Source organism: Qipengyuania sp. B-5 (assembly GCF_056857815.1).
The window spans coordinates 18,938-36,365 of sequence record NZ_JBSXNU010000050.1 but is presented as its reverse complement, the minus strand read 5'-3'; the positions used below and the strand labels follow the sequence as shown (position 1 = coordinate 36,365).

Sequence of the window (17,428 nt, the reverse complement as noted above, 5' to 3'; positions counted from 1 at the left end):
CTCGGGAATGCCGAGCCTATTCCTCGGCTCAACTTCTTTCCAAGGGGAATGACATGACCGACTTCAAGGATCGCGAACGCGGTGAAGAAACCAAATACGCTTTCGACCAGGAAACGGATTTCAAGATTGCCGCGCGCCGCAATCGCCTGCTTGGCGAATGGGCGGCAGGACTGATGGGCCTGACCGAAGAAGAAACGGACGCCTACAAGAAAGCGGTCGTCCAGGCCGATTTCGAGGAAGCGGGCGATGAGGATGTGGTCCGCAAGCTGCTGGGCGACCTGACCGCTGCCGAGTGCGACGTTTCCGAAGCCGACATTCGCGCCAAGCTCGATGAATGCTCGATCGAGGCGCGCCGCCAGTTCATGAGCGATCAGAAGTAAATTTCATGCCGATGAAATCCGAAGATATCGTTGCTCTTATCGAAGAGGCGCTTCCGGGCGCGACGGTCGAGATGCGCGATCTCGCAGGCGATAACGACCATTGGGCGGCGAAAGTCACTGCACCTCAGTTCGCCGGCAAGACGCGCGTCGCCCAGCACAAGCTGGTCTATGACGCCCTGGGCGCGCGTATGGGGGGCGAGCTCCATGCCTTGCAACTGACCACCCAAGCCCCCAATTGATCTCCTGACAGTTTTAGCAATTCCAAAGGCAGGGCTCTCATGTCCGACGTAAATTCGCGCATCTCCGACATCGTCAAAGGCAATGACGTCGTCCTCTTCATGAAGGGCACCCCGCTCTTCCCGCAATGCGGCTTTTCCAGCCGCGCGGTGGCCATCCTCGACCATTGCGGCGTTGCCTACGAAAGCGTCGACGTGCTGCAGGACATGGAAATTCGCCAGGGCATCAAGGCCTATTCCGACTGGCCGACAATCCCGCAGCTTTATGTGAAGGGCGAATTCCTGGGCGGCAGCGACATCATGATGGAGATGTTCGAGGCCGGCGAACTCAAGCAGTTGATGGAAGAAAAGCAGGTCGCCAAGGCCGAAGGCTGAACCCTTTCCGGATCGCAAAGAACAAGGCCCGCCCGGGGGACAACCGGGCGGGCCTTTTCATGTGATCGGGGAGGCAGACGCAGGAGACTGGGACGGTCCGCCTCTCGAAGACCATTGGGACACGGCTAAACATGCATGGCGCGTGCCAAACGCGAAATCAGTCGGAATTCAGCGTAATTCTATAGTTAACGCCGATTTTCACTCGGGCCTGTATGTAAGAAATTCCGACGGGGCGCGTTAACTATCGCACCTTGGCAAGACTGGCAGTTGGCGGCAGACAGGTCGCCATGAACGCGAACCATGACAGCCCGCCCGATGGCATACCCGCAGCAACGGTAGTTATATTCCGCAATGCGCGGAATGGCGGTCCGCCCGAAATCCTGATGACCATCCGCTCGCGCGAGATGGTGTTTGCCGGTGGCATGGCCGTCTTCCCCGGTGGCCGGGTCGATCCGGCAGATTTCGAATTGGGCGCGATGATCGGCGGACCGCTCGATCCCGAAGAAGCAGCGCATCAGATCGCCGTCGTCCGCGAAACCCTGGAAGAAACAGGACTTGTCATCGGCCTTGCGGGCGATATCGATGCCGACAAGGCCCGCGCCGCGCGTCGCTATCTCCTGCAAACGGGCGATCTCGCCAGCGTCCTCGATCATTTCGACTGGAAGCCCGATCTCGGACAGCTAACGCCATTCGCCCGTTGGTACCCGAAAAACGAACGTATCCCGCGTGTCTACGATACACGCTTCTATATTGCGGACCTGGGTACCGGCGCGGTCGAAATCGAAGCCGACCTCTCCGAAAACACGCACTTGTTCTGGACTACGGCGCAAGGCGTACTCGATGCGGCGGAGCGCGGCGAGATCAAGGTGATCTTTCCCACCCGCCGCAATCTGGAGCGCCTCGCCCTGTTCGAGAATTTCGCGGCGGCGAAAGAACAGGCGGATCGCATTCCGGTAAGAACCATCACTCCGTTCATGAGGGATCGCCACGGTAAAAGCTGGCTCGAGATCGGGGAAGATCTAGGGTACCCTGTGACAGGTGAGCCCTTGGATAAGGTTGCGCGCGGATAAAGGCGCCGTTCCTTGCGATCCGTTCCAGCGGGTTCTTATCGTGCGTGCTCTCGGTCCCAGCTGAATAACGCGATTTCGCACTTGCAGCATAGTCTGACTGGCTGTAAGTGCCCGCCATCCATCGGACCCGGCCGTGCCGGGTGGCTCGGCCCGGCGCCTATCCCCGGGACAACCTTTCAGACCGGCTTTTAGTGGCCGCACATCGTGGTCGCAATTGCATCGCTTATCGGTGCGAATGCCGGTCGTGTGAGTCGTGTTAGGGTTCACATGTTCGATATTTCCGCGCTGAAGCGCGAATGGCTTTCCAATCCCCGGCGGGATATTCTCGCCGGTATCGTCGTCGCGCTTGCGCTAATCCCGGAAGCGATCGGCTTTTCGATCATCGCCGGTGTCGATCCGCGTGTCGGTCTCTATGCTTCCTTTTCGATCGCCGTGATTATCTCGCTCGTAGGCGGTCGCCCCGGCATGATCTCAGCGGCTACCGCTGCAATTGCGGTGCTCGTCCTGCCTCTCATCCAGCAGCACGGGGTGGAGTATCTTTTTGCCGCCACCATCCTGATGGGGGTGATCCAGGTCATCGCGGGATTCCTGCGGCTACACCTGTTGATGCAATATGTTTCACGCTCGGTCATCACCGGCTTCGTAAACGCATTGGCGATCCTGATTTTTATCGCACAGCTGCCCGAACTGACCGGGGTGCCGATGTTGACCTATGTGTTGGTCGCAGCGGGTCTCGCGGTCATATATTTGTTGCCCCGGCTGACCAAAGCCGTGCCCTCGCCGCTGGTCGCGATCGTTATTCTGACGGCGGTGGTCTATTACATGGGCATGGATGTGCGCACCGTGGGGGATATGGGCGAATTGCCCTCATCCTTACCCGCTTGGCTCATTCCGGACGTCCCGTTCACGCTTGAGACGCTTCAGATCATCCTGCCCTATTCGGCAACCATGGCGGCAGTGGGCTTGCTCGAGTCCATGCTAACTGCGCAGATCGTCGACGATCTTACGGATACGCAGTCCGACAAGCAGCAGGAAATGAAGGGCCAGGGCATCGCCAACTTCTTCACCGGTTTCCTGGGCGGCATGGGTGGCTGCGCCATGATCGGCCAGTCGGTGATCAATGTGAAGTCTGGTGGCGAGACACGGCTATCGACCTTTACGGCAGGTGCATTTCTGCTGTTCCTCTTGCTGGTCCTGGGCCCGCTGGTAGCAATCATCCCGATGGCTGCGCTGGTGGCCGTCATGATCATGGTTTCCATCGGAACGTTCTCATGGCGCTCGATCAAGGATATCCGGCATCATCCATGGCAGTCTTCGGTTGTCATGATCGTTACCGTTGTGGTCGTCGTCTGGACCCATGACCTTGCGCAAGGCGTTTTTGCAGGCGTTATCCTGTCGGGGCTGTTCTTCGCGAGCAAAGTGAAGCGATTGTTCACTGTCGACACCGAGTTGTCGGGGGACGGTGCAACCCGGACTTACCGGATCGAAGGCCAAGTCTTCTTCGCCTCTTCCGATCGTTTCGTTGAAGCCTTCGACTACAAGGAAGTGCTTGACCGGGTGGTGATCGACGTGAGCCGCGCGCACTTCTGGGACATCTCGGCGGTGGGAACGCTCGACAAGGCGATACTCAAATTTCGCCGCGAAGGCACGATAGTCGAAGTCCGCGGCCTGAACGATGCGAGCGCCGCCATGATCGAGCGCTATGCTATACATGACAAGCTTGGCGCCGATGCGCAGCTGGGAGGACACTGATGGGAGAAACAGCAATGGAAAACGTCCTCGCGGCGATCGACGCATCGGCCTACGCAACCAGCGTGTGCGGCTATGCCGGATGGGCTGCCAAGCGGCTGTCATTGCCGGTCGAACTGCTTCATGTCGTTCAAAGACAAGACCCGATCACGGCGCGCAAGGATCTGTCTGGCGCCATCGGTCTGGGCGTGAAAAGCGACCTTATGGACGAACTGGTCCGCCTGTCGGAAGAAAGCAGCCGAACCGAGATCGAGAAGGGCCGGGTGCTGCTGGCCGCAGGCGAACAGTTGCTGCGCGAGGCGGGCATTGCCGATGTCTCGACGCTACACCGCCATGGCGGAGTGGTCGAGACGATCCTCGAGCGCGAAGATCATGCGCGCGTCGTTGTCATGGGCAAGCGCGGCGTCGGGCATGAATATGCCTCCGACCATATCGGCTCCATGATCGAGCGTGTAGTCAGGGCCAGTGCCAAACCGGTGCTGGTCGCTTCACGCGAATATTACGAACCGAAGCATATCGTGTTCGCCTACGATGCCAGCCCGGCTGCCGAACGTGCGCTCGAACGGCTCGCGAAGTCTCCACTATTCGACAGGCTGCCGGTGACGATTGTGATGGCCGAAGCGGAAGGTGAGGTGAAACGCGCTCAACTCGAAAATGCTGAGGCAGTCTTCGCTTCCGATCATCCGGTTACTGCAGTTATGGAGCGCGGAAAAGCAGAACAGGTCATACCGGGGGTGGTCGCCTCTACCGACCACGCTTTGCTCCTCATGGGCGCCTATGGACATTCGCCGATCCGCCGCATGATCGTTGGCAGTACGACTGCCGAGATGGTTCGCACCGTCAAGGTGCCGGTGCTGATGGTGCGCTAGCATGCCAGTCGACCCCGCTTCCTTCCGCGACCTTCTCCTGCAGCGCCTGAGCGAGCTAGACGAGCAGGATAGCATCACTGCTTCCGATCGCGATCCGGTCGCGCTCGACCAGGAAAGTGTCGGTCGTCTCTCGCGTATCGATGCAATGCAGGTGCAGGCCATGGCACTGGCGCAGGAGCGGCGTCGCAAGTCCGAACGGACCGCCATCGCCGCTGCACTCCAGCGTATCGAAGAAGGCGAATTCGGTTACTGCATCGGATGCGGCGACGAGATTGCCGAGGCTCGGCTGCGAAACAGTCCCACAGTGGTGAAATGCCTGGAGTGTGCCGGTAGAAATAGCTGAACACAGCACGCCCACGCTGCCATTTCGGCAGCCCCCTGCGTTCTCCAGTTTAACGGGTTGGTTCGCTGGCACACGGGATAATCCAGCGGCACTCCGACAGATTTAAATGGCTTCTTAACTGCCTCTTTGCACTCGTGCCTTAGCAAGTCTTAGCCTATCGATGGACGAACCATGACAGCAGCCTTCGTCCTCAGCATCAACATGTTCATCGCCATGCTGTTCGCGTTTGCGTTTGGGGTGGTTGCGAAGACAAATTCGACAGCTCGCGGGGCGCGCTGGCTAGCGGCAGCTTACGCGTTGGGGGTAGTCAATGTAGGCTTGGAGTTTATCTTGCCCGGCTTGTCGGAACCGTCGCTGACGGTGGTCGCGATTTTCGCGACTTATCTGGTTTCGATGACATTCGGAGTTATCGGCGTTTCCGTGCATTACCGTGTCAAATTGCCGGTTTTAGCCGTGGCAATCACATGGGCATTCGCTATCGCCCTCGTGCCGCTCATACTCGGCCTACCATATGGGTCGACCCTGCGCGTTCTGCTGTATCAGCTCCCATATGCTGCGTTGCAAGTGCTGATCACAGTTATCGTTCTGCGGGCACAAAGAAGGATGGCTCTCGAAAATCTCTTGGCCACCATAAGCGGATTGGCCGCATTCATCTATCTCCTGAAGCCGTTGCTGGCCTGGCAATACGGTGGCGTTGCGGATGCACCCCAGGGGTATCTCGCTTCGAACTACGCAGCCATCTCGCAAACCATGGGAGCAATCATAGTGATCGCGCTCGCCCTGACGCTGTTACTGATCATGATGCGGGATATGACGATCGAGATGGTGAACAGGTCGGAGACCGATTTGCTCGCCGGAATCTTCAACCGTCGAGGCTTTGAGTCTCATGGCGACCGGATGCTGCAAGAAGCGAAACGCCGGGGTGCGCCACTCACACTTGTCATGATCGACATCGATCGATTCAAAACGATCAATGACAACTTCGGCCATTCCGTCGGCGACCTGGTAATTTCGGATCTTGCCGCACTGCTCTCGGGTGCAATCGGAAGCGAGGATCTGGTCGCACGTCTCGGAGGTGAGGAGTTTGCTATCTTGCTTTCCGACAAGGATGCGAAGGAAGCCTATCGGATTGCGGAGAGCATACGGGAGACTATTTCGCAGCAATTGCCCAAGCGGTTAGATAGCGTCAAAGCCATCACTGCCTCATTTGGCCTGGCGCAACTGCAGCCAACGGACCAACTCTCGGATCTTTGCCGGAGGTCGGATCTCGCGCTCTACGATGCAAAGGCGCGCGGTCGGAACAATGTTTCCGTGAGATTTTCAGAGTTGATCCCCGCCATTGTCGGGCCGGGTGTGAAGGATGCCGCTACGTCGCGAGATGAGCGAAGTTTCGATACACTTGACCGCCTGAATCTCCGATAATGTTTCGTGCTGTTGCGCAGCGAAAGCTCCCGGCTTGCCGCCACGCTAACTCGGGCAGCGCCTTTTCGCTGCGGCTCGCTTCATCCAGCCATTCTGTCGCCAGCGCCAATCTATTTGGCGCGCCCGGCAGGACTCGAACCTGCTGCCTCAAGATTAGAAGTCTCGCGCTCTATCCAGATGAGCTACGGGCGCGCACCGGTCCGCCATAACGCGGCTTTGCCAAAGCGCCAATCGGAGATAGGCACCGCGTTATGGAAAAGCACGAGTTCGATGCGGCGCCGCAGCCAATAAGCTTTCGCTATTACGACTTCGTCATGGCGGCGTTTGTCACGATCTTGCTGCTGTCGAATTTGATCGGCGCCTCGAAGCCCAGCTATGTCATCTTGCCCGGCATCGGCGCATGGTCTTTCGGAGCTGGCGTTTTATTCTTTCCGATCAGTTATATCATCGGGGATATACTGACCGAAGTATACGGTTACGCCCGCGCAAGGCGCGTGATCTGGACTGGATTTGCGGCGCTGCTCTTCATGGCATTCATGGCGTGGGCCGTCGTCCAGCTACCTCCCGCAGACGGCTGGCCTGGGCAGGAATCCTACGAATTCGTCTTCGGAAACAGCTGGCGGATCGTATTCGCCTCGATGGTCGCATTCTGGGCGGGAGAGTTCGCCAACAGCTTTGTCCTCGCCAAGATGAAAATCTGGACCAAGGGCAAGCATCTCTGGATGCGCACCATCGGTTCGACGATTGTTGGCCAGGGGCTCGATAGCTTTATATTCTATCCACTTGCCTTTTGGGGGTTGGCTGGTTGGCCGATCGAACTTTTGTGGCAAGTCGTACTTTCACAATGGTTGATCAAGACCGCATGGGAAGCGCTGCTGACTCCGTTGACCTATTTGGTTGTAGGCAAACTCAAACGTGCCGAGGGCGTCGAGATTTTCGATACCCAGACAGATTTCTCGCCCTTCGCATCAGCAAATGGGGCGGCCTCATAGCCGCCCCCTGCCCTCTCCCTTCAATTGGCGCAGCCTAGAATTTTGCCCCCACCGCGATGCCATAGCGCCGCGGATCAAGCGTAAAGATATTCGTGAAGTTACCCGAAGATGCGTCGGTCAGATAAAGTCCGGTGACGGAGTCGGAATCGAACATGTTCTGAACGAAGCCCCGCACATAGAAGCGCTGGTCCGGAGAATTGAGCTGGATCTGTGCGTTAGCTTGCACGAAGGGCTCGATCCGGTTTACGTTCCCGTTGAATACGTTCCCGTATTGCTCGCCGGTCATCGCGACATCGACACGCGGAACAAGAGACCAGCCGCTTCCGAATTCAGCCGTGTACTGAACGCCGATGGACGCCTTGAACTCAGGTGCCTGTGGCAATTTGTTGCCTCTGAGATTTACTTCGACGCCCGGACTAAGAACCGAAACCGGACCGAAGAGTCCAGTTAACACGGGGTTGGCCGACTGCGCATCGAGTACGCTACAGATACTGAACGCACCCGAAGATGCTATGCCGCCGTCCGCCGGAAATTCGGTCGGGCCCTGCAAGCCGAGCGAATCGTTCACTGCGGCGACGAATGCGTCCGCCCCTGCCCCCGTGACCGCGCACAGCGAACCGTTGCCAAGGTCCTTGATGATTACCGCGTCCGGATCGCCACCGCCGGGGTCTCGCGGGTTGGAGAAGAACTGATCTCCCGCGACCTCCGCGTTGAGATAGCTGACGTTCATATTGATCAGCCAGTTGTAACTGGGCGAGAGAATCGTTTCCAATTCGACCCCCCATATATTGGCATCGATCGTGTCGTTTACCGACGTGCGGGCCACGATGCGGCTCAGCTGCAGGTCCTTGTACTTGTAGTAGAACCCGGTGAGGTTCACCTGCGCGGCGCCATCAAGGAAGGTATTCTTCGATCCGATTTCGAATGCATCGATACTTTCCGAACCGAAGCTTTCTTGTACGTCGAAGATGGGCGAAAGCGGCGGATTAATGCCGCCAGACTTGTAGCCGCGCGAATAGGAGAAGTAGATCGTGCTGTCTGGCGAGATCTCGTAATCGAGCACCGCGCGGCCGGTAATCTCGTCGAAGCTCACCGAACGGGTCTGAACCAGCTGGTTGCCCGGCATCCCCGGATCGGCGTCGTAACTGCCGACAAAGGGCGAATCGAACGGATCGCCATCATTGCTGAACGGGTTCAGGAAACTGGCAAGCGTGGTACGTGCCGTGACCGATTTCTTGTCACTGTTGTAGCGCAGACCGCCAGTGAACTTCAGGCGCTCGGTAATATCGAAATAGACTTCACCGAAGAGGCCGTAGCTCTTGAGTTTGAAGTCCTGCGTGTTGTTGCGATACATCGAGGTCGCAAGATAGGACGGCGGCAGTGGAGCCGGGTTCCCTTCATCGTCCTCATTGGCCAAAGCGGAGAACGTACCGAGAATGCCGGTCGCATAGTCGAGGCCGAAGGCATTGACGTAATAGCTGTTCTCGGAAACTTCGGTTTCGGCATAGATACCGCCGATCAGGAAGTTGAGCGGCCCGTCGAAGTCGCTCGACAGGATGGCTTCTGCCGACCAGGCGGTCTGGTCCTGGTTCGACCGGTCGAAGGTCAATGGGACATCGTTGCAGATCGAATGCCCTTCGAATGCGCCCTGGCTTTCAGACAAATTGTTCGAGGCACACAGCGCGCCGTTGGGACCGTTGGGGATCAGTGCGTCGGCGATCGGCGAGAAATATGCCGATGAGCCGGGGAAGATCAGGTCATTGTCCGCAAACGCCTGCAATGTGTTGAGCGCAACCGCATAGCCAGTCCGGTCCAGAATGCCGAGGTTGTAGTCCTGACGCGAATCGACCGAGGTTTCCTGGTAGATGCCGGTCAGCGACAGGTTCATCGCGCCCAGGCCCTGGTCCAGATGCGCCTGCAATTGCATTTCATCGGAGAAATACTCCGGTGTGAAAGCGGTAAAGACCTTGCGCACATCGTCGGGCTCGACGTTGTTGGCATAACCATCGGGCCCATAGACACTGCCCAGCGCGAGCGAGGTCGGAATTCCCTGGAGACCGAACAATTCCTGCGACGTCAGCACCGAAGCGAGGGTGGAGTTGGCGTTGGTCTTGTCGAAATCGAGCCGGTTTGCGAGACACCCCAGCACGCCTGTGGGATCGCGCTGGCACATCTGCTTCTGAATGCGCATGCGATTGTCGTCCTCGCGGAAGTAATATCCCATGAAGTCGAGCGTAGTCGAAGCGGTCGGCTCGAAGCGGAGCGAGCCGCGGATCGCGTACATGTCGCGATCATCGATCTGGCTCCCGTCGTAGAGATTGTCGGTATAGCCTTCACGGTTGAGATAGAACCCCGCCAGGCGCACGCCAATGGCATCGCCGATGGGAAGGTTGACCATACCCTTAGCCTTGAAGCTGTCGTAATTGCCGTATTCGAAATCGGCCGCAGCGCCAAATCCAGTCAGGTCGGGCTTGGCGGTAACCACATTGACCACGCCCGAGGTCGCGTTGCGGCCAAACAGCGTTCCTTGCGGCCCGCGCAGCACCTCGACCCGTTCGAGGTCGAAATATTCGGTTTCGAACAAGCGTGTGCCGAACAGCGGCGAGCCATTGACATGGATTGCAGTGGCACTGTCGCAGGTCACACCCACACACAGGTCGCCAATGCCGCGGATGGTGAAGCTCGAGCTGGTAAAGTTCGACTTGGTGAATGAAACGTTTGGCAATGTGAGTTGCAGATCGCTGGCGTTTTCGATCTGTTGCGCTTCGAGCGCCTCGGTATCGAAGGCGCTGACTGCGATCGGAACTTCCTGCAAGCTCTGCGCCTGACGCTGGGCGGTCACGATGATGACACGTTCGGAGGTGGTTTCCTCCGCAATGCCGGACTCGCTGTCGTCACCGGTAACATCTTGAGCGTATGCTGGAACTGCAAGTGCACCGGCGCAAATGCCGGCCATCAGGGTGGCCCTGATCCTCATAAACCCTCTCCTCATCCCTCACCTCTCATGACGGAGGCCTGTCATGAAGCTATCATACATTCGTATGCAGGCAAGGTTTTGCGCAGGAATGTTGCGCAAAACCTAGGGTTTCGGATTTGTTGTTGCAGCGCAGCAATTTCTGGAATGCAAACTGACGCTACGGCATAGGGAGGCTGTGACCATTTCTGGTTTTCGCGTGCCGATAGAGGTCAGAGAAGCTCGTCGCTCTGTGCAATATGGGCGATACCGCGTTTCCCGCTCGAATCGCGGCTCAATTGCACAAAGACATCGATTACACTCGCCGCATAGGCGATAGTATCAGAACGCGTGAGACCGATACCGGTCTGCATCACCATCAGCGACAATTGCTCGAGCGCGCCGCGCAAGGAGTTGGCGTGAATTGTAGAGAAGCTACCTGGATGGCCGGTGTTGATCGCGCGAAGGAAGCTGACGCTCTCTGCGCCGCGCAATTCGCCCAGGACAATCCGGTCGGGACGCAGACGCAGGGCAGCCTGAAGGAGTTCGTTGGCGGTGACCTTGGCCTCACCCAACTCGCCCTTTACCGCGACCAGGCCGACCCCGTTTTCGCCGGGCAATTTGAGCTCGGGCGTATCCTCAACCAGTACGACGCGTTCGCGTTTGGGTATCTCGCCGAGCATGGCGTTGAGGAATGTTGTCTTGCCCGTGCTGGTGCCGCCTGAAACCAGGATAGTGCGCCGTTGGCGGATCGCTTCGCGCAAGAATGGCACAGGATGTTCCTGGGGATCCGGCATCGCGCCCCGCTCTGCCGGGACAAGGGGACCTGTGTCGTAGGCATCGAGTGGAAGATCGAGCCTCCGGTGCCGGCGGATCGCCATGGCCCAGTGCTTACGCGCTGCTGGCGGCCCGCAAAACTGCACGCGCGCGCCATCGGGCAAAGTAGCGCCGAGAAGCGGGTGCTCGCGATTGATGCCTTGATGACTTACCCGCGCGACTTGCTCTGCGAGGCGCTGGATCAACCGGTCATCGATATCGGAACGAAGGACTTTCTGCATCCCGCCAACTGCCGCATCTTCGATCCAGATTTCGCCCGGACGGTTGACGAGGATTTCGGTAACAGTATCGCGTTCCAGCCATTCCGCGAAAGGCCGGAGATAGGCCTCGAGATAGACGCTTCGTTCGCCTTGCAGGTCGACATTGGGCGCATCGCCCTCCGGATCTTCGTCCGGCAGGAAAGGATGGATATCGGCAGTCAACGGTTGTGCCGCTTCAACTTACGCGTGAGAAATCTAGGTCACGCGCGGTGAAGATACGGATCGGTTCACCCTGGCGTACGCGAACGGTGGGGCCGCGCTGACCATCCTGCTGGGCTGCGGTGGCTGCAGCAGACTGGCTCGCACCGCCGAGCACAATGCCGCCTGCTCCACCACTGGCCAAGGTTCCCAGTCCGCCGACGACAGACAGCAGCATGGCCGAACCGAAGCGCTTGAAGAAGCCGTTGCCCGATACCTTGCCTTCAAGTCCCGTCGTGCCGTCGAAACCGATAGCCGGCGAGGCAAGATTGACCGATGCTCCGTCTGGGCGGATGAGGCGCGTCCAGATAACGTAGGCACGCTTCTGGCCATTCTGCATACCCGACTGATACTGACCGATCAGCCGGCTGGAACGCGGCACGAGGATCCGCCTGCCATCGAAGCTGCGCACGTCCTGACTCACGACGGCACGAACATAGCCGGGCACATTGGTATCGATCGCGGTTTCGAGAATTGCCGGGATGAGAGTGCCCTGCGTGACCGTGGTCGAAGGGTTGGTCATGGCCTTGGCCTGCGCAGGCGCCCCGCCCACACCTCCTACCTTGCTGGCAAAATCACTCGCAGAAGAGCCGGTCGATGCTGTCGCAGCACCTTCTCCAGCTACGGTCGGAACGCCTTCGGGCGCTCCTGCCAGCGCGCTACCGGAATCGAATACGACCGTAGGGTTGTTGTACGGGTTGCCCATGGCCTGTGGCTCGGGCGCCGCAGCCAATACGGGCGAGGGAGCCGGGTCGGCCATCGCTGCCTGCTGCGCTGGCGTCGGTTGGTCGATCGTGGCTGCAGGCGGCGCTGCGGGCGTAGCCGCTGGTGGTGCCGCAACCTGCGGACTGCCAACGCCCTGTGGTTCGGGCACCCGTGCTGCACTCATGCTCCAAAGCGTCACCGCGCCCAGACCGGCTACGATGGCAATGCCCGCCACCATGCCCATTGCATCGCCCTTGCCGCCGGGGCGGGCCACTGCCGGGAAGGCGTTGCGCTGCGCCAGATCGATGATCTCGGCATCGCTTTCGTCGCGTGGATCGGTATCGTTCGCCACCGTAGGGGCTTGCGGGATTCGATTGGCGAGGCGCATTATTTGTCTCCCCTTTGGGCGAATTCGGCATCGGTGCGTTGGGCCGACGCACGTTCGGGGCCTGCATTGACAAGCGTGGCGCTGTCCTCGCCCGAACGCAGGATTATCGAACGGGGCACGCCGTCGATTACGATGGTATCCCCGCGCACCGTGTAATTGACAGGGCCTTCATCGCCCTTTGTATTGGTTACGAGGATTGCAGGAACGTCGCGTCCGACAGGCCAGGTCAGGAAAGTCGCCTCACCGTCGTCGAAGGCGCGTTCGGGCAGCAAGGTGGCCTCGCCCTCACCGCTCCATGCGAAATTGAGTTCGGCTGGATCTACCGAAGAAAAAGGATCTGCCGGAGCCTCGGGTCTTTCGGCGGCCTGCGCCAACTCCGCCTTGCGCGCTTCTTCTTCCGGATCGACCGGGTAATTGAAGCGCAGGACGTACAGGGGCTTCGCATTCGGGCTGGCGACGAGATCGAACAGGTAGGTGCGCTTGCTGGTGACAACCGTGAGATTTGTCGCAGCTCGCGGTTCGAGCGGCTTCACGAACAGGATGTTCGCCCGCTTGTTGGGCGTTACCTGCCAGGTCTGGGAGTTGCCGATCGCGACATTCTCGATGGTCTCGTCCTCGCCAAAAATGATGCTCGCCTGCACATTGACGCGGCCCGGAAGCCTGAACACTTCCAGTTCGTCGTACATTACCTCTTGCAGGCGCGGGTCGGCCTGCGCGGGGGTGGCCCCAAGAGGAAAGACGAGCGAGAGTGCGAGCGCGGAAAGAAACGCGCGTTTCATGAACTTTTCTCCGTAGAACCGAGTTTGCGCGGCGGGGCGGCCTTGAAGCGACTGCCAATGCCCGAGGTGCGGCTGGGACCTGTGGCAATCGGCCCCGTCTGCGCGCCGCCAGACGCGGTAGCATATACCTTGGTTGTGCGCGTTGCACCGCCCGCACCGCTATCGTTGGCAGCGGCACCGGTGGCGATTGCGGATACGTCGATGCGCCGTGCCTGTGCGCTCACCTGCGTGGCGGCCTGGGCCTGTGCTAGCGGTTGGGAATAGGCCGCGGTCGGTGCGGGAGTCGAAAACGATGCGCCGCCGCTGTCCTCTTTCGAAGGGACGAGGCCGAAAACGGTCCAACCCGAAACCATCGCGCCCGCAACTTTCAGCACCATGATCATCAACGCGACATGGACCGCTCCGATCATGAAAAATGCCATTCCAGCCTGCGCAGGAACTACGCCCGGTTGTGCGGTCAGCGCACCGAGGATCGGCACCGACAGCTCAAGCATGATCGAGCCGCCCAGCACTGCGAAGAGCGGCGCCAGGGCACACATAACCACCCCCTTGAGCCAACCAGTAAAAAGGCCTCGCGTACCGTTGAACAGCGCCAGCACGACGAAGACCGGCCCCAGGGCCACGAGGATGCCGAGCGCGATCTTGGTGGTGACCAGCAGACCGACGGTCCCGAGCATGAACAGCATCGCGCCGAGCCACATCATCCCGTGTGGCGAAAAGGCCGAGAAATCCTGATTATTGCCACTGGCTTCTTGGATCGCGATGAATACGACATCAATTTTCTGCGCAAATACGTCGGTCGCAGATCCCTGCGTCTGCGTCAGCTGTCCCGCGAGCCAGTCGGGCGCAAGAACGAACATATTCCATACGACGCTCTGGTATGCGACCCAACTCGTAGCGAAGGTCAGCACCAGCCCCAGCGTCATCATACGCGGCACCAACGAACGCACGCCGATATTGGTGCGGCCGGTCAACAGCAGGAAGCCGAAAATAGCGATGTAGATGGTAAGGATGGCCGTCAGTGCATAGCTGAGCGCCCCGCCCGACGCGAACAGCTTGCCGAAAGCCTGCGCGCTTGCTTCACCCGCCACGCAGTCCACACCGCGCAGCGCAGCGGCCACTCCGTTACCTACCTGCTCGGCGGCTTGCTGGCAGGCCGCGCTGGTCATTCGGCCGCGAGCCCAAGTTCAATGTCATCGACGCGCGCGTCGTTGGGCCCGCCGGGCCATGCGGTGCCGGTCAAAGTCGGGTACCAGTCAGCCGGGGCATCGCCCATCGCCTGACGCAACAGGTCAAGGCGGCGGACAGAGCTTTCACGTCCCGAGAGTAGCGTGAGAACTTCAGGAGCACCGGAGAGATCGAGCCGGACGACCACGCTGGCATCGGGTTGGCGCACAAGGAAGCAACGGCTGTGCGCGGGCAAGGTCCGGATGAGCGCGAGTTCGTGGCTAGTCAGGCCGAAGCCGTCGCAATAATCCTCAGCGCGGGCGCGCGAATTGGGCATGAACACCATGGTCGCAGTTTGCTCGACCAATGCGGTCGAAATGCGACTTTCCAACGCATCGCGCGCGCTTTGCGTGGCGAAACCGACCAGGGCGTTGCGCTTACGCAGTGTTTTGAGCCAGTCGCGAATACGTGCGGCGAACACTTCGTCGTCGAGCGCTTTCCAGCCCTCGTCGATCAGAATCATGGTCGGATTGCCGTCCAGCCGTTCCTCGATCCGGTGGAAGAGATACATCATGGTCGGCGTGCGCAATTTAGGGTTTTCGAGCAGCGCAGTCATGTCGAAGCCGAGCACCCGCGCACTCAAATCGAGCCTGTCTTCGGCATTGTCGAACAGCCAGGCATTCTCGCCCTCGCCGATCCAGGCGCCGAGACGGTCCGCAAGATCACCTGGTTGCGGGCGACGGCTGCCCGAAAGCAACTCCTTGAAGTGGCGCATGCGGCGCAGTGAAGCGTCGTTCGCATAGGCTGCATCCACCGCCTGCGAGATTGTCGCATCTTCTTCGGGTCCTTCGGCCTTGAGCAAGACGCTCAGCCAATCCCGCAAGAAGGCCCTGTTGCCGGGCGTATCGGGCAGCGCCATCGGATTGAAGCCGGTCGGTTCGCCTGCGCGGATGCTATCGTAACGACCGCCAATGCCACGGACAAAAAGTTCGGCACCGCGGTCCTTGTCGAACAGGATCGTGCGAGGCGAGAATTTCTGCGCCTGCGCAGCCAGGAAGTTCATCACCACGGTCTTACCCGACCCGGACGGCCCGATGACCGAGAAATTGCCGAGATCGCCATGGTGGAAATTGAAGAAAAAAGGCGTGGCGCTGGTGGTTTCCAGTAGCGTGACTGCCTCGCCCCAATGATTGCCCTGCGCCTGACCAAGCGCGAAACCATGCAGGCTGCCGAAGCTCGCCATGTTTGCACTGGAGATCAGCGCGCGGCGGACGAGATAACTTTCATTACCGGGAAACTGGCCCCAGAAGGCAGGTTCGAGATTCGTGTCTTCGCGCACGGCGATCGCGCCGGTATCGGCCAACGCCGCGGCGCAGGCGGCAGTCGCATCGTCCAGTCGACCCAGGTCGCGTTCCTTGAGCATAACGGTCAGGTGATGATCGCCAAAACCGACTGCACCATTGCCCAGCGCGTCCCGCGCAGCCATCATATCGGCCCGCTCCGCGGCGGCTTCCTCGTCCGCGCTCTTGAGGCGTCTGATCGCGAGGTCCATGCGTTCGCGCGCGGTCTGGCGCTCGGCAGGAGCGTAGCTTTCGGAAACGACCATCTCGAACGGCAGGCGCAGAAGCCCATCGAGCAAGCCCGGGCTGGTCGCCTCGGGATAATCCTTGAGGCCGAGAATTGATGCGAAATCGGGCGAACCCGAGCCACGCATTTCGAGCGCGTCCAGACCGAAGCTGACGCGGCGATAGGGCAGCATCATTCCCAGATCGACATCGTCCGATGGCTTGCGAACCGGCCGCATCTCGCCGTTGTAAAGCGCAGAAAGCAGCTCCAGCATTTCGGAGTTCACATTGCCTTGCGGCCCAACGTAATCGCCGAGGACCGCAGCCCCGTAGGCCTGCAATGATGCAACAAGCCCCTGCGACGCCGCACGTAGCGAGCGCAAATCCTTAGGATCGGCTTCAAGTTCCTGCTGACGACGCTTCGCTTTTTTCGAAATCCGCTCGACCAGGCCTGCCTTGCCGCGCGCGGGGCGGCGGATAAGCGTGATGAACTGGTCGTTCACGAAGAGCTGGCCAGACCCCAGCCGTTCCTTCCAGCGCGCATCGATATGGCGGCTGATCGGATCGGGAAATTCTGCGTCAAGCTCCACCGAAACGCGGCGGCGGATGACGTGATGATACATGACGAACCGCGCATCGAGGGTGCTGCGAAGCATTACCTCGCGCGTTGCCGCATGTGCGTTTAGCGCCTCGCTGTCCTCGGTCTCGAACAGCAGGCCGGGGACTTGAATTACTGTCATCACGCTGCCGTCACGCATCAGCACCGTATGCTCATCGACCAACCTGGCGTAGGGCAGCCGGTCGCCAGCACGGGCTTCCTTGGCACTCCACGAGGCAGGGCCGATCCACTTGCCGTTACGCGGCATAGCTGTTGCACCCCCAGCGTTTGTAATTCCTGACCCGCGGACACTTCGAAACCTTGGTGATCCAGAGATCGAAGATGCGCGGCTCACGAAGGCAGGCGAAATAACCCACACCATGCATCACGAGCGCTGCGAACAGCGCCCAGAAACTGCCGGTGATAAGGAATACCTCGGTCGTCACCACCCCGTTGATGATGAAATAGTTGAACGTCACGCCCGCAAACATCTGCGGCCGTGTGAGCGCTCTGTGGACGGGGTGGCGAACCAGGGCGGTCAT

At 59.6% G+C, this 17,428-nt stretch carries 16 protein-coding genes, 1 tRNA gene and 1 other annotated feature; of the genes, 9 read left to right on the top strand and 8 right to left on the bottom strand.

Features of this window, described 5'->3' with window-relative positions:
• Positions 1–53: 53 nt before the first annotated feature.
• The 8 genes from AC13CE_RS10070 (at position 54) to AC13CE_RS10035 (ending at position 6,444) form a co-directional block, all read left to right on the top strand.
• Positions 54–380: a DUF1476 domain-containing protein gene (locus AC13CE_RS10070; RefSeq protein ID WP_221539474.1), complete on the top strand. Its 327-nt coding sequence runs from the start codon at positions 54–56 to the stop codon at positions 378–380.
• 5 nt (positions 381–385) lie between these two features.
• Positions 386–619, top strand: coding sequence for a BolA/IbaG family iron-sulfur metabolism protein (locus tag AC13CE_RS10065; protein WP_482972271.1), 234 nt, complete (start codon positions 386–388; stop codon positions 617–619).
• Between the two features lie 39 nt (positions 620–658).
• Positions 659–991 (top strand): Grx4 family monothiol glutaredoxin, encoded by a 333-nt coding sequence (gene grxD, locus AC13CE_RS10060; protein ID WP_482972270.1) that lies wholly within the window; start codon positions 659–661, stop codon positions 989–991.
• Between the two features lie 287 nt (positions 992–1,278).
• Positions 1,279–2,061: an NUDIX hydrolase gene (locus tag AC13CE_RS10055; RefSeq protein WP_482972269.1), complete on the top strand. Its 783-nt coding sequence runs from the start codon at positions 1,279–1,281 to the stop codon at positions 2,059–2,061.
• A 120-nt stretch (positions 2,062–2,181) separates the two neighbouring features.
• Positions 2,182–2,235 (top strand) — a sequence feature (sul1 is cis-regulatory element that is thought to sense ions involved in sulfur or methionine metabolism; They are found in Alphaproteobacteria).
• Between the two features lie 93 nt (positions 2,236–2,328).
• Positions 2,329–3,813, top strand: coding sequence for a SulP family inorganic anion transporter (locus AC13CE_RS10050; RefSeq protein ID WP_482972268.1), 1,485 nt, complete (start codon positions 2,329–2,331; stop codon positions 3,811–3,813).
• The gene (locus AC13CE_RS10045; protein WP_482972267.1) at positions 3,813–4,679 is read left to right on the top strand and encodes a universal stress protein; all 867 of its coding nucleotides are present in this window, start codon (positions 3,813–3,815) and stop codon (positions 4,677–4,679) included. The genes AC13CE_RS10050 and AC13CE_RS10045 overlap by 1 nt, the downstream gene beginning before the upstream one ends.
• 1 nt (position 4,680) lies before the next feature.
• Complete coding sequence (locus tag AC13CE_RS10040; RefSeq protein ID WP_482972266.1) at positions 4,681–5,022, top strand: TraR/DksA family transcriptional regulator; 342 nt, start codon at positions 4,681–4,683, stop codon at positions 5,020–5,022.
• A 171-nt stretch (positions 5,023–5,193) separates the two neighbouring features.
• Positions 5,194–6,444 (top strand): GGDEF domain-containing protein, encoded by a 1,251-nt coding sequence (locus AC13CE_RS10035; protein ID WP_482972265.1) that lies wholly within the window; start codon positions 5,194–5,196, stop codon positions 6,442–6,444.
• 115 nt (positions 6,445–6,559) lie between these two features.
• Here AC13CE_RS10035 and AC13CE_RS10030 read toward each other — a convergent pair.
• Positions 6,560–6,636: transfer RNA gene (locus AC13CE_RS10030), tRNA-Arg, on the bottom strand.
• Between the two features lie 59 nt (positions 6,637–6,695).
• Between AC13CE_RS10030 and AC13CE_RS10025 the strand changes: the two genes are divergently transcribed.
• The gene (locus AC13CE_RS10025; protein ID WP_482972264.1) at positions 6,696–7,436 is read left to right on the top strand and encodes a queuosine precursor transporter; all 741 of its coding nucleotides are present in this window, start codon (positions 6,696–6,698) and stop codon (positions 7,434–7,436) included.
• 34 nt (positions 7,437–7,470) lie between these two features.
• Here the strand turns inward: AC13CE_RS10025 and AC13CE_RS10020 are convergent, their stop codons facing one another.
• The 7 genes from AC13CE_RS10020 to AC13CE_RS09990 all read right to left on the bottom strand — a co-directional run bounded on the left by AC13CE_RS10020 (position 7,471) and on the right by AC13CE_RS09990 (position 17,428).
• The gene (locus AC13CE_RS10020) at positions 7,471–10,413 is read right to left on the bottom strand and encodes a TonB-dependent receptor (RefSeq protein WP_482972263.1); all 2,943 of its coding nucleotides are present in this window, start codon (positions 10,411–10,413) and stop codon (positions 7,471–7,473) included.
• 209 nt (positions 10,414–10,622) lie between these two features.
• Complete coding sequence (virB11, locus tag AC13CE_RS10015; protein WP_482972262.1) at positions 10,623–11,648, bottom strand: P-type DNA transfer ATPase VirB11; 1,026 nt, start codon at positions 11,646–11,648, stop codon at positions 10,623–10,625.
• Between the two features lie 13 nt (positions 11,649–11,661).
• Positions 11,662–12,777 (bottom strand): TrbI/VirB10 family protein, encoded by a 1,116-nt coding sequence (locus AC13CE_RS10010; protein ID WP_482972261.1) that lies wholly within the window; start codon positions 12,775–12,777, stop codon positions 11,662–11,664.
• A complete protein-coding gene (locus AC13CE_RS10005; protein ID WP_482972260.1) occupies positions 12,777–13,556 on the bottom strand; it encodes a TrbG/VirB9 family P-type conjugative transfer protein in 780 nt (259 codons plus the stop codon). The genes AC13CE_RS10010 and AC13CE_RS10005 overlap by 1 nt, the downstream gene beginning before the upstream one ends.
• The gene (locus tag AC13CE_RS10000) at positions 13,553–14,725 is read right to left on the bottom strand and encodes a TrbL/VirB6 family protein (protein ID WP_482972259.1); all 1,173 of its coding nucleotides are present in this window, start codon (positions 14,723–14,725) and stop codon (positions 13,553–13,555) included. The genes AC13CE_RS10005 and AC13CE_RS10000 overlap by 4 nt, the downstream gene beginning before the upstream one ends.
• Positions 14,722–17,154, bottom strand: coding sequence for a VirB4 family type IV secretion/conjugal transfer ATPase (locus AC13CE_RS09995; RefSeq protein ID WP_482972258.1), 2,433 nt, complete (start codon positions 17,152–17,154; stop codon positions 14,722–14,724). The genes AC13CE_RS10000 and AC13CE_RS09995 overlap by 4 nt, the downstream gene beginning before the upstream one ends.
• Positions 17,144–17,428 (bottom strand): VirB3 family type IV secretion system protein, encoded by a 285-nt coding sequence (locus AC13CE_RS09990; protein WP_221539543.1) that lies wholly within the window; start codon positions 17,426–17,428, stop codon positions 17,144–17,146. The genes AC13CE_RS09995 and AC13CE_RS09990 overlap by 11 nt, the downstream gene beginning before the upstream one ends.

What these genes read in the sequence shown, in the direction of transcription:
- AC13CE_RS10055 (WP_482972269.1), top strand. Translation starts at nt 1,279, where the DNA reads ATGAACGCGAACCATGACAGCCCGCCCGATGGCATACCCGCAGCAACG.
- AC13CE_RS10065 (WP_482972271.1), top strand. Translation starts at nt 386, where the DNA reads ATGCCGATGAAATCCGAAGATATCGTTGCTCTTATCGAAGAGGCGCTT.
- AC13CE_RS10040 (WP_482972266.1), top strand. Translation starts at nt 4,681, where the DNA reads ATGCCAGTCGACCCCGCTTCCTTCCGCGACCTTCTCCTGCAGCGCCTG.
- AC13CE_RS10020 (WP_482972263.1), bottom strand. Translation starts at nt 10,413, where the DNA reads ATGAGGATCAGGGCCACCCTGATGGCCGGCATTTGCGCCGGTGCACTT.
- AC13CE_RS10005 (WP_482972260.1), bottom strand. Translation starts at nt 13,556, where the DNA reads ATGAAACGCGCGTTTCTTTCCGCGCTCGCACTCTCGCTCGTCTTTCCT.
- AC13CE_RS10025 (WP_482972264.1), top strand. Translation starts at nt 6,696, where the DNA reads ATGGAAAAGCACGAGTTCGATGCGGCGCCGCAGCCAATAAGCTTTCGC.
- AC13CE_RS09995 (WP_482972258.1), bottom strand. Translation starts at nt 17,154, where the DNA reads ATGCCGCGTAACGGCAAGTGGATCGGCCCTGCCTCGTGGAGTGCCAAG.
- AC13CE_RS10035 (WP_482972265.1), top strand. Translation starts at nt 5,194, where the DNA reads ATGACAGCAGCCTTCGTCCTCAGCATCAACATGTTCATCGCCATGCTG.
- AC13CE_RS10000 (WP_482972259.1), bottom strand. Translation starts at nt 14,725, where the DNA reads ATGACCAGCGCGGCCTGCCAGCAAGCCGCCGAGCAGGTAGGTAACGGA.
- AC13CE_RS10050 (WP_482972268.1), top strand. Translation starts at nt 2,329, where the DNA reads ATGTTCGATATTTCCGCGCTGAAGCGCGAATGGCTTTCCAATCCCCGG.
- grxD (WP_482972270.1), top strand. Translation starts at nt 659, where the DNA reads ATGTCCGACGTAAATTCGCGCATCTCCGACATCGTCAAAGGCAATGAC.
- AC13CE_RS10010 (WP_482972261.1), bottom strand. Translation starts at nt 12,777, where the DNA reads ATGCGCCTCGCCAATCGAATCCCGCAAGCCCCTACGGTGGCGAACGAT.
- AC13CE_RS10045 (WP_482972267.1), top strand. Translation starts at nt 3,813, where the DNA reads ATGGGAGAAACAGCAATGGAAAACGTCCTCGCGGCGATCGACGCATCG.
- AC13CE_RS10070 (WP_221539474.1), top strand. Translation starts at nt 54, where the DNA reads ATGACCGACTTCAAGGATCGCGAACGCGGTGAAGAAACCAAATACGCT.
- AC13CE_RS09990 (WP_221539543.1), bottom strand. Translation starts at nt 17,428, where the DNA reads ATGACCGCCCTGGTTCGCCACCCCGTCCACAGAGCGCTCACACGGCCG.